Annotated in this window: 13 protein-coding genes; 12 read left to right on the top strand and 1 reads right to left on the bottom strand. The window is 58.6% G+C overall.

All coding sequences use genetic code 11. The features are described 5' to 3' along the window. Positions 1-441 precede the first annotated feature (441 nt). Genes rluC through sppA form a run of 3 tightly spaced genes read left to right on the top strand, consistent with a single transcriptional unit; the run spans position 442 to position 3,065 of the window. Positions 442-1,395, top strand: coding sequence for a 23S rRNA pseudouridine(955/2504/2580) synthase RluC (rluC, locus tag HCI85_RS01020; RefSeq protein ID WP_167141173.1), 954 nt, complete (start codon positions 442-444; stop codon positions 1,393-1,395). Continuing rightward, positions 1,388-2,098 carry an HAD-IA family hydrolase gene (locus HCI85_RS01015; protein ID WP_241693707.1) on the top strand — a complete coding sequence of 237 codons (711 nt, stop codon included), beginning with the start codon at positions 1,388-1,390 and terminating at the stop codon, positions 2,096-2,098. The genes rluC and HCI85_RS01015 overlap by 8 nt, the downstream gene beginning before the upstream one ends. Further along, complete coding sequence (gene sppA / locus HCI85_RS01010; protein WP_167141169.1) at positions 2,088-3,065, top strand: signal peptide peptidase SppA; 978 nt, start codon at positions 2,088-2,090, stop codon at positions 3,063-3,065. The genes HCI85_RS01015 and sppA overlap by 11 nt, the downstream gene beginning before the upstream one ends. A 50-nt stretch (positions 3,066-3,115) precedes the next feature. Here sppA and HCI85_RS01005 read toward each other — a convergent pair whose 3' ends face one another. Then, a complete protein-coding gene (locus HCI85_RS01005) occupies positions 3,116-3,694 on the bottom strand; it encodes a Maf family protein (RefSeq protein ID WP_275113182.1) in 579 nt (192 codons plus the stop codon). Positions 3,695-3,816: 122 nt separating this feature from the next. On the opposite strand from HCI85_RS01005, the gene HCI85_RS01000 reads away from it, so the two are divergent. The 9 genes from HCI85_RS01000 (at position 3,817) to mltG (ending at position 11,009) form a co-directional block, all read left to right on the top strand. Next, on the top strand, positions 3,817-4,344 hold the full coding sequence (locus HCI85_RS01000) for a YceD family protein (protein ID WP_167141167.1): 528 nt from the start codon (positions 3,817-3,819) through the stop codon (positions 4,342-4,344). Positions 4,345-4,357: 13 nt separating this feature from the next. Then, the gene (rpmF, locus tag HCI85_RS00995; protein ID WP_090247995.1) at positions 4,358-4,540 is read left to right on the top strand and encodes a 50S ribosomal protein L32; all 183 of its coding nucleotides are present in this window, start codon (positions 4,358-4,360) and stop codon (positions 4,538-4,540) included. 3 nt (positions 4,541-4,543) lie between these two features. After that, on the top strand, positions 4,544-5,554 hold the full coding sequence (gene plsX, locus HCI85_RS00990; RefSeq protein ID WP_167141165.1) for a phosphate acyltransferase PlsX: 1,011 nt from the start codon (positions 4,544-4,546) through the stop codon (positions 5,552-5,554). A 104-nt stretch (positions 5,555-5,658) separates the two neighbouring features. Next, positions 5,659-6,597: an ACP S-malonyltransferase gene (fabD, locus tag HCI85_RS00985; protein WP_167141163.1), complete on the top strand. Its 939-nt coding sequence runs from the start codon at positions 5,659-5,661 to the stop codon at positions 6,595-6,597. A gap of 15 nt (positions 6,598-6,612) precedes the next feature. Then, positions 6,613-7,356 (top strand): 3-oxoacyl-ACP reductase FabG, encoded by a 744-nt coding sequence (gene fabG / locus HCI85_RS00980; RefSeq protein ID WP_167141161.1) that lies wholly within the window; start codon positions 6,613-6,615, stop codon positions 7,354-7,356. A 196-nt stretch (positions 7,357-7,552) separates the two neighbouring features. Then, positions 7,553-7,786, top strand: coding sequence for an acyl carrier protein (gene acpP / locus HCI85_RS00975; protein WP_058066290.1), 234 nt, complete (start codon positions 7,553-7,555; stop codon positions 7,784-7,786). Positions 7,787-7,893: 107 nt separating this feature from the next. Then, a complete protein-coding gene (fabF, locus tag HCI85_RS00970) occupies positions 7,894-9,138 on the top strand; it encodes a beta-ketoacyl-ACP synthase II (RefSeq protein ID WP_167141159.1) in 1,245 nt (414 codons plus the stop codon). After that, a complete protein-coding gene (gene pabC / locus HCI85_RS00965) occupies positions 9,138-9,953 on the top strand; it encodes an aminodeoxychorismate lyase (protein ID WP_167141157.1) in 816 nt (271 codons plus the stop codon). The genes fabF and pabC overlap by 1 nt, the downstream gene beginning before the upstream one ends. Before the next feature lie 3 nt (positions 9,954-9,956). After that, a complete protein-coding gene (mltG, locus tag HCI85_RS00960) occupies positions 9,957-11,009 on the top strand; it encodes an endolytic transglycosylase MltG (protein WP_167141154.1) in 1,053 nt (350 codons plus the stop codon). The last annotated feature ends 6 nt before the right edge of the window (positions 11,010-11,015 follow it).

Genomic DNA, 11,015 nt, shown 5'->3' with positions numbered 1-11,015 from the left:
GACGTCTCCTGCTCGCTGTGATAACAGAAAGCACTAAGTCAGGAGGAGGAATCAGCTGTTGGTAGCGGACGAGATGAAGCGTCTTGGTAAAGCGAGCTGCTACGCGGACCAACAGTTGTACATCTCCACCCTACACGTATCGCTGAAACTCGGGTGCCGCTCGCGAACATCCGCAGCGGGTTAACTATTACCGCAACCGTCCAAAGGGACTGGCTGCGCATCATGGCTTATAGGCTTTATTTCCGAGTTATTCACAGCCTTGGAGGCTTTTCTTTCGTTGAATAACCCGTCGGACGGCCTCACGTCCCAAATGGGTTGCGTTGGTTGGGGGATGGCAGTTTTGGCGATCATCCGCAAACCAAGCCGCTTTTGGCGGCGTTCCCGACTATAGCAGCAATGATTAAGTGCTTCAATTCCATAAAAAATTGTTATGATTGCGCGATGACAAATCCTTCCCCTCCAACCTCCGGCGTCCAGCTGCTCGAGGTTGCGCCGGAACTTGCCGGCCAACGCATTGATAACTTTCTTCGCACCCAGCTTAAGGGCGTGCCCAAGACTTTGATTTACCGGATTTTGCGTAAAGGCGAAGTGCGTGTGAACAAGGGGCGGATCAAGCCTGAATACAAGCTGCAGGCTGGCGACATTATTCGTGTACCACCGCTGCGCTTGGCTGAGCGCGATGAGCCCGAGCCGCTGGCTCAGGGGCTTTTGCAGCGCCTTGAGGCTGCAATTGTCTATGAAGACAAGGCGCTTATCGTGCTGAACAAGCCGGCGGGTATCGCTGTGCATGGCGGCAGTGGCCTGAATTACGGAGTTATTGAGGCCTTCCGTCAGCTGCGCCCAGATGCCAAGGACCTGGAGCTGGTGCATCGCTTGGATCGTGATACGTCGGGCCTACTGATGCTCGCCAAGAAGCGCAGCATGTTGCGTCACTTGCACGAAGCCTTGCGTGGCGATGGTGTGGATAAGCGCTATATGGCGCTGGTTCGCGGGCATTGGGCGACTGCCAAGAAGCAAGTTAATGCGCCGCTACTGAAGAGCAATCTGCGTTCGGGCGAGCGCATGGTCGAGGTCAATCCTGAAGGTAAGGAGGCGTTGACCGTTTTTCGTGTGCTGCGCCGCTTCGGAGAGTTTGCCACCTTGGTTGAGGCCAAGCCGGTCACTGGGCGTACCCATCAGATTCGTGTGCATACACAGTATGCCGGGCACTGCATTGCCGGTGACAGCAAGTACGGCGATGACGATTTCACCAAGGAAATTCGCGATCTAGGCGGTAAACGCCTGTTTCTGCATGCCTATGAGTTGGTTGTGCCGCTGCCTGAGGGTGGTCAGCTCAAGCTTGAGGCGCCGGTCGATGAAATGTGGGCGCGGACTATGGTGCGTCTCGGTGAGTGACAGTCAGGAACGTGGCTACCAGCTGCTGATCTTCGATTGGGACGGCACACTGGTTGATTCCATCGGTCGGATTGTCGCCGCGATGCATCTGGCTGCCGATGCCTGTGAGTTGCCGCGCTGCACGGATGATCAGGTGCGCGGCATTATCGGCTTGGGTTTGCCTGAAGCGATTCGTTGTCTTTATCCGGATATGCATGACGCGCTTCGTGCGCAGCGTCTGCGGCAAAGCTACAGCGAAAGCTACCTGGCTCTTGAGTCCGAGCCTTCGGCGCTGTTCCATGGCGTTGCTGAAGGTTTGGAGGCGTTTCGTTCTGAGGGCTATCGTCTGGCGGTAGCGACTGGCAAAGGGCGGCATGGTTTGCAGCGCGTGCTGGCGGATCGTGGCTGGTTGGATTATTTCGACTACAGCCGCTGCGCCGACGAAACGGCGAGCAAGCCGGACCCGCTGATGTTGCACGAGATTCTTGCGCAAAGCGGCGTTGCTGCTGATCGGGCGCTGATGGTGGGTGACTCGTCCTTCGATCTGTTGATGGCGCAGCGCGCTGGCATGGATTGTGTGGCGGTGGGTTATGGCGCGCAGCCTTTGCAGGCCTTGCGTGAGTGTCAGCCAACGCTGGCAATAGAATGTTTTACCGAGTTGCGCGCCTGGCTAGGTCAGCGTGCGTCTAATCAGTCAGTTGAGGTGGTTTTGCATGGCAGATGAATGGAAGGCGTCGGCAGCGGCTGATGGCGACGGTAAAAGCTGGCAGCTGCTGGAGAAGACCCTGCTGGCCGGTGTGCAGGAGCAGCGTCGCGCGCGGCGCTGGGGGATTTTCTTCAAGCTGCTGACCTTCATTTATATCTTCGGCGCACTGGCGCTGTTCTCGCCCATGCTGGCGATGAAAAAAGGCGCGACCACCGGTAGCCATACTGCGGTGATCGAAGTGCGCGGGATGATTGCCGATCAGGAGTCGGCTAGTGCCGACAATATCGTCAGCAGTCTGCGTGCGGCGTTTGAGGATGCCAACACCAAGGGCGTGATCCTGCGCATCAATAGCCCGGGTGGCAGTCCGGTGCAGTCGGGCTATATCTATGACGAGATTCGCCGCCTGCGCGCCGAATACCCGGCGATCAAACTGTATGCAGTGATCACCGATTTGGGTGCCTCCGGGGCTTATTACATCGCCAGTGCGGCTGATGAGATTTATGCCGACAAGGCCAGTCTGGTCGGCTCCATCGGTGTGACTGCGGCAACCTTTGGTTTTGTGGGGGTGATGGAGAAGCTGGGTGTTGATCGCCGCGTGTATACCTCCGGTGAGCACAAGGCGTTTCTCGACCCATTCCAGCCGCAAAAGGCCGAAGAAACCAAGTTTTGGCAGGGCGTTCTGGAAACCACCCATCGTCAGTTTATTGCCAGCGTAAAGCAGGGGCGTGGTGAGCGCTTGAAGGATGCCGAGCACCCAGAGCTGTTCTCGGGCTTGGTCTGGTCTGGCGAGCAGGCTTTAAAGCTTGGGTTGGTCGATGCCTTGGGCAATACCAGCTACGTGGCGCGGGAGGTGATTGGCGAGAAGGAAATCGTCGACTTCACGGTGCAAGAATCGCCTTTCGATAAGTTTGCCAAAACTTTAGGTGCCAGCATGGCTGAACGCATTGCCCTTTGGATGGGGTTCCAGGGGCCGGCGTTGCGTTAAGGTCTGGAGCTGTTGCAAGCAAGCCCGGTCATTGATCGGGCTTGTTGTTTTTAGGGGATATCGATACCGCTGGCTTGCAGCATGTCCACCAGGCGGATCAGGGGGAGGCCGATCAGGCTGTTGCCGTCGCTGCCTTCGGTGCTGCGAAACAGGCTGATGCCCAGGCCTTCGGCCTTGAAGCTGCCCGCGCAGTCGAAGGGTTGTTCGGTGGTCAGGTAGCGCATGATTTGCGCTTCGCTGAGTCGGCGGAAATGCACCGTGAAGGGTATGCAGTCGGTTTGCTGCTGGCCGGTGGCGCTGTTAAGCAGGGTGAGGCCAGTCAGAAAGGTCACGCTGTTACCGCTGGCGGCCATTAGCTGTTCGCGAGCGCGCTCCAGGGTGTGCGGTTTGCCGATGATTTGTGAGCCGAGTACCGCGACTTGATCTGAGCCGATGATCAGGTGCTGCGGGTGGCTAGCGCTCAGTGCTTGGGCCTTTTCCAGCGATAGCCGGTGCGCCAGGGCTTCTGCGTCTTCATCAGGTCGCCGTGATTCGTCGATTTGCGGAGCGCTCCAGGTGAAGGGCAAGCGCAGGCGGGTGAGCAGTTCACGTCGGTAGGGTGAGCTGGAGGCGAGCACCAGAGGCAGCACGGCGATTTCCTTCTATATATAGTTGTTTGCAGAGGGTGGGCGATTCTAGCTGTCGGCCCATATGCTGGACAGGCCGAATTTCCTTTGACAGCGGCGGGTTGCATCCCTAAAATGCGCCGCCTATGTCAAATGGCCCGATTCCACCTCACGTTGATCCGCGCAAACTAGCAGATCGCAGCGCCACCCTCGAAGGTGAGCTGCTACTGTCAGATTTGCAGCGACTCTGCGGCCCGCTTGCCGATAACCAAGGCATGGTGCGTACGAAGTTCTTCTTCGAGCGCGACGAGCGCAATGCTGTAGTTTTTCACAGCGAGCTTGAGGTTGAAGTCAAGATGGTTTGCCAGCGTTGTCTGGAGCTGGTCACTTTGCCGATCCACAGTGCATGTGATTACGCTGTGGTGAAAGAGGGTGCGAATACCCAGTCAGTGCCGCAAGGCTATGACGTGATTGAGTTGGGTGAAGACCCATTGGATCTGCTGGCGCTGGTTGAGGAGGAGCTTCTGCTTGCCTTGCCCATTGTCCCGGCTCATGACCCTAAAGATTGCCAGCAGCCGACCGGCCTCGAAGAGCCCGAGTCGAGCGAGGACGAGGTAACGCGGTCCAACCCGTTCAGTGTATTGGCGCAGTTAAAGCGTGACCCAAACGTTTAGGAGTTAATTAGTTATGGCTGTTCAGCAGAACAAAAAATCCCGTTCCGCCCGTGACATGCGTCGTTCGCACGATGCTCTCGAGGCCAGCACTCTGTCGGTCGAGAAAAGCACCGGTGAAATCCACCTGCGTCACCACGTATCGCCAGAAGGCGTTTACCGTGGTCGTAAAGTGATCGACAAGGGCGCTGACGAGTAAATCTTGTCCGCTCCGATCATCGCGATTGATGCAATGGGTGGGGACTTCGGTCCCCACTGCATTGTTCCAGCCTGCATCTCTTGCCTGGCTGAATACTCTTCGTTGCACCTGGTCCTCGTTGGCCAATCTTCGCTTCTTGAATCCCTGATTGCCCGCTATCCCAGCGTCGATCGTGCACGTCTGCGCGTTGAGCATGCTGCTGAGATTATCGCCATGGACGAGCGTCCGGCCCAGGCGCTGCGCGGCAAGCCGGATTCGTCGATGCGTATCAGTCTTGAGTTACTGCGCAGTGGTGCGGCGCAGGCCTGCGTCAGTGCCGGTAATACCGGGGCGCTGATGGCGTTGTCGCGCTATGTGCTTAAAACCTTGCCCGGCATTGATCGTCCGGCCATGGTCACCGCCATTCCTACGCAGGCGGGCTTCTGTCATCTGCTCGACCTGGGCGCCAATGTCGATTGCAGCGCCGAGCACCTCTACCAATTTGCCGTGATGGGCTCGGTTACCGCTGAAGCGTTGGGTACGGTGCGTCCGCGCGTGGCGTTGCTGAACGTCGGCACTGAAGACATCAAGGGCAATCAGCAGGTCAAGCTGGCAGCCAGTCTGCTGCAGCAAGCGGAAGGCCTGAACTACATCGGTTTTGTCGAGGGCGATGGGTTGTATCGCGGTGAGGCCGATGTCGTGGTGTGCGACGGTTTTGTCGGCAATATCCTGCTCAAGTCCAGCGAAGGTCTGGCGGCAATGATTGCTGGGCGGATTGAGGCGCTGTTTAAATCTAGCCTGAAGGCGCGCATGGCGGGTTTTTTAGCGTTGCCGCTGTTGCGGCGCTTGCAGGGTGAGCTGGCCCCGGCGCAGCACAATGGTGCAAGTTTTGTCGGTCTGCAGGGTATTGTGGTGAAAAGCCATGGTGCGGCCGGGCCTGACGACTTTAAAAGCGCTATTCGCCGAGCTTTGCGGGAGATTGAAGAGGATTTGCCGCAGCGTTTGCACGGTCGCCTGGGCGAGCACCTGCTTTAGAATGTGACCGCAGCGGGCAGCCTGTCATCCAACTGTCAGTTTCTTGCGCTTGGCTAGGCTGGGCGCGTATTACCGACGATCACGATCATTAGGAACAGGTTTCCATGTCTGCATCTCTCGCATTCGTCTTTCCAGGTCAGGGTTCCCAGTCGCTGAGCATGCTCGCCGAGCATGGTGCGCAACGACCGCTGATCCTCGAAACCTTCGCCGAGGCTTCCGAAGCCCTTGGTTATGACCTCTGGGCGTTGACTCAGCAAGGTCCTGAAGAACAACTCAATCAAACCGACAAGACTCAGCCGGCGATCCTCACCGCTTCTGTTGCGCTGTGGCGTGCCTGGTTTGCTGAGAGCGCCGCGCGTCCGGCGTTTGTCGCCGGGCACAGCCTGGGTGAGTACTCGGCGCTGGTTGCCGCCGGTAGTCTGTCGCTGGCCGCTGCGGTCAAGCTGGTTGAACATCGCGGCCAGCTGATGCAGCAGGCTGTTCCAGCCGGGCAGGGCGGCATGGCAGCGATTCTCGGTCTGGAAGATGCTGATGTATTGGCGGCTTGCGCCGAGGCTGCGCAGGGTGAAGTGGTCAGCGCGGTGAATTTCAATGCCCCGGGTCAGGTGGTGATCGCCGGCGGCGCTGCTGCCGTCGAGCGCGCTATTGAGGCGTGCAAGGCGCGTGGAGCCAAGCGCGCGATGCCGTTGCCGGTTAGCGTGCCGTCGCACTGCGCGTTGATGCGCCCTGCGGCTGAGTGCTTTGCCGAAGCAGTAGCGGCAATTGACTGGCAGGCTCCGCAAATCGCTTTGGTACAGAACGTCAGCGCTGCGGCAGTGACTGATCTGGAAGGGCTCAAGCGCGACCTGCTGGCTCAGCTTTACAGTCCAGTGCGTTGGGTCGAGTCGATCGTCTGCCTGTCTACTCAAGGTGTGACGGATCTGGTTGAGTGCGGTCCGGGCAAGGTGTTGTCTGGTTTGAACAAGCGCTGCGTCAAAGGCATCAATACCCATAACCTGGACACCCCGGACGTCTTCGCTGCTGCGAACGCGGCCCTGGTCTGATTAAGGAGAAACGTTATGAGCCTGCAAGGTAAGGTTGCATTGGTCACAGGCGCAAGTCGCGGTATTGGCCAGGCGATTGCCCTGGAATTGGGCCGTCAGGGTGCTGTGGTTATCGGTACTGCTACCACCGCTTCGGGGGCTGAGCGTATTGCTGAAACCCTGAAAGCCAATGGCATTGAAGGGGCTGGTCTGGTCCTCGATGTTAGCGACAGCGAATCGGTCGCCAGCACCCTCGAACATATCCAGCAACATCTTGGTCAGCCGTTGATTCTGGTCAATAACGCCGGTATCACCCGCGATAACCTGATGTTGCGCATGAAAGATGATGAGTGGTTTGATGTCATCAACACCAACCTGAGCAGCCTGTACCGGCTGACCAAGGCTGTGCTGCGCGGTATGACCAAGGCACGCTACGGGCGCATCATCAACATCGGTTCGGTGGTGGGCGCCATGGGCAACGGTGGCCAGGTCAACTATGCAGCTGCCAAGGCTGGTCTTGAAGGTTTTGGCCGTGCGCTGGCGCGTGAAGTGGGTTCGCGGGCGATTACTGTGAACGCCGTAGCACCGGGTTTTATCGACACTGATATGACCCGTGAATTGCCAGAAGCGCAGCGCGATGCGCTGCTGACACAAATTCCGTTGGGCCGTTTAGGGCAGGCCGAAGAGATCGCAAAAGTGGTCGCTTTCCTCGCTTCTGATGGCGCGGCTTACGTCACAGGCGCTACTATCCCTGTGAACGGCGGGATGTACATGAGCTGAATGTGACGGATGGCTTCAGAAAACTGTCATAGATGCTGTCTAAAATCCGTTATAAAGCTGCAACAGGTTTGTAGGCAGGTCGTTGAAGTGTTTGTGGGGCACCCCGGCATTCAGCTTGAAATGCTAAAAACCCTTTCTATACACTTGGTCGCAGAATAGCGGCCAAGATTTGTCCCATTAGGAGTGAGAACAACGTATGAGCACCATCGAAGAACGCGTCAAGAAAATCGTTGCCGAGCAACTGGGCGTCAAAGAAGAGGAAGTAACCAACAGCGCTTCCTTCGTTGAAGACCTGGGTGCCGACTCGCTTGACACCGTTGAGCTGGTGATGGCTCTCGAGGAAGAGTTCGAGACCGAGATCCCGGACGAACAAGCCGAGAAGATCACCACCGTTCAGGAAGCGATCGACTACGTTACCGCTCACGCGTAAAACGTAATCGTCGGATCCCGACTCGGAAAAGCCGCACTCCCTTCATCAGGCGTGCGGCTTTTCTTTAAGCGCTTTCCAGGCGTTGATAACTAGAAAAGGAGATTGCTGTGTCGCGTAGACGCGTCGTGGTTACCGGTATGGGCATGCTGTCGCCATTGGGTAACGATGTGCCGAGTAGCTGGCAGGGCATTTTGGCTGGCCGCAGTGGCATTGGCCTGCTTGAGCATATGGATCTTTCCGCTTTTTCCACGCGTTTTGGTGGTGCGGTAAAGGGCTTCAACGTCGAGGAATACTTGTCCGCCAAAGAGGCGCGCAAGCTCGATTTGTTTATCCAGTACGGTCTCGCTGCCAGTTTTCAGGCAGTGCGCAACTCCGGCCTGGAAGTCACCGATGCCAACCGTGAGCGCATCGGCGTGGCCATGGGCTCCGGTATCGGTGGCCTGACCAATATCGAGAACAACTGCAGATCGTTACACGAGCAAGGGCCGCGGCGCATTTCGCCGTTCTTCGTGCCAGGCTCGATCATCAATATGATTTCCGGCTTCCTGTCGATCCATCTGGGGCTGCAGGGGCCTAACTACGCCATCGCCACGGCCTGCACCACAGGCACGCACTGCATCGGCATGGCGGCACGCAACATCATGTTTGGCGAGGCCGATGTAATGGTTGCAGGCGGCGCCGAAATGGCGGCCTGCGGTCTGGGTATGGGCGGCTTCGGTGCTGCTCGTGCGCTGTCGACCCGCAATGACGAGCCGGCCAGGGCCAGCCGTCCATGGGACAAAGAGCGTGATGGCTTCGTGCTGTCCGATGGAGCCGGTGCACTGGTGCTGGAAGAGTTGGAGCACGCCAAGGCGCGTGGCGCGACCATCCATGCCGAGTTGATTGGCTTTGGCATGAGCGGCGACGCTTACCACATGACCTCACCACCGGAAGATGGCGCAGGCGCAGCGCGCTGCATGACCAACGCCTTGCGCGATGCCGGGCTGAATCCTGAGCAGGTGCAGTATATCAATGCTCATGGCACCTCTACCTCGGCTGGCGACAAGGCTGAAGTAGCGGCGGTGAAGTCGGTGTTCGGCGAGCACGCTTACAAGCTGGCTGTTAGCTCGACCAAATCCATGACCGGCCACCTGCTCGGCGCTGCCGGTGCGGTGGAGGCAATCTTCAGCATCCTTGCACTGCGTGATCAGGTGGCGCCGCCCACCATCAACCTGGATAACCCGGACGAAGGCTGTGATCTGGACTTCGTTGCGCACCAGGCCAAGGCCATGGCGCTGGATGTCGTGCTGTCCAATTCCTTTGGCTTTGGCGGTACCAACGGCTCGCTGGTGTTCCGCCGGTTCGCCGGTTGATGCTGAGCTGGGTCGATGGCCAGCCGGCCGAGCTGCTGTCCGTCAAGGATCGCGGCTTGGCCTACGGCGATGGGCTGTTTGAGACTATTGCCGTAAATGGCGGGCAACCAGTTCTGTTGCGGCGTCATCTGGCGCGCTTGGCCGAAGGTTGTGTGCGGCTGAGAATCCCTCTCGAACTACCTGCTGTCCGTACCCAACTACTGGCCTTCAGTCAGCAGCTGGGTGACGGCGTGGCCAAGTTGATCCTGACTCGCGGTGATGGGCAGCGGGGCTATGCGCCGCCACAGCCCGCCCAGCCTCGCGTGCTGCTGCAGGCGGCCGCGAAGCCGGTTTATCCCGTAGTCTATGCCGAGCAGGGTGTACGTCTGTTTGCCTGCGCTACGCGTTTGGCCGAGCAGCCGCTGCTGGCGGGTCTGAAGCATCTCAACCGACTGGAGCAGGTGCTGGCACGCAGTGAGTGGCAGGACGCCGAGCATGCCGAGGGCCTGATGCTGGATAGCAGCGGCCGGGTGATCGAGGGCGTTTACAGCAATCTATTGTTGGTCAGTGCCGGTGTGCTGATTACTGCTGACCTCTCGCGTTGTGGGGTTGCGGGTGTGATGCGCGCCGAGTTGTTGGAGCAGGCGGCTGCGCTGGGGATCGAGTGCCAGGTACGGGATATCAGCTACGCCGAATTACTGGCGGCGGACGAAGTCATGCTGTGCAACAGCGTCTATGGTGTGTGGCCAGTTCGCGCTTTACTCGCACACGACTGGCCGGTCGGCCCGCTCACCCGTAAACTGCAGGCCATTGCCCGCGATCTACTGGACTGCTGATTCGTGATACGCAAATTTTTGCTGCTGCTGGAAGGCAGTGTGCTGCTGGCTGGCTTATTGGTTGCGTTTGCCGCTTGGCAACAGCATGTGGCACTGCAGCAACCGTTAAATCTCACTGACGAGCTTGTGGTGGAAGTGCCGGCTGGTGCGACGCCTGGTGGCGTGCTCAATCGTCTTGAGGCTGACGGCATCTTGGATCAGGCCTTCTGGCTGCGTCTGTACTGGCGTTTCAATCTGCGAAATGAAGCGCTGCACAGTGGCGAATACCGCCTGGTTCCCGGCACTACGGCGCTGGATATGCTCGGTCAGTGGCGGCGCGGTGAAGTGCTGCAATACAGCCTGACGCTGGTTGAAGGCTGGAATTTCCGCCAGGTACGCGCGGCATTGGCACGTGAAACCCGTCTTGAACTGACCCTGAGTGAGCTGAGCGATGCCGAGCTGATGAAGAAGCTCGGCCTGCCAGGCCTGAATCCGGAAGGGCGTTTCTTCCCCGATACCTACAGTTTTGTCCGTGGCATGAGCGATCTTGAGCTGCTTAAGCAGGCGCATGCACGATTGGAACAGGTGTTGGCTGAGGAATGGGCGCAGCGCGCCAAGGACCTGCCCTACAAAGAACCTTATGACGCGCTGATCATGGCCTCGATGATTGAGAAGGAAACTGGCGTGCCGCAAGAGCGTGGCGAGATTTCCGGGGTATTTGTGCGGCGTCTGCGCATCGGCATGCGCCTGCAGACTGACCCAACGGTGATCTACGGCATGGGTGAACGCTACAACGGCCGCATCACTCGCAACGATCTGCGCGAGCCGACGCCCTACAACACCTACACCATCGATGGCATGCCGCCGACGCCCATCGCCCTGGTCGGCCGTGAGGCGATCCATGCGGCGCTCAATCCGGTGGCCGGCAGCAGCCTGTATTTCGTCGCCCGTGGCGATGGCAGTCACGTATTTTCCAACACCCTGGAACAGCACAATCGCGCCGTGCGTGAGTATCAGCTCAAGCGTCGCGCGGATTACCGTTCCAGTCCGGCCCCGGCCGTGCCCAATAATCAGTAAGGACAG

It is taken from the genome of Pseudomonas sp. OTU750018 (assembly GCF_011636575.1).
GTDB lineage: Bacteria > Pseudomonadota > Gammaproteobacteria > Pseudomonadales > Pseudomonadaceae > Aquipseudomonas > Aquipseudomonas peli.
Note: the sequence above shows the minus strand (reverse complement) of the source record. Positions and strands in the feature narration are given on the sequence as shown.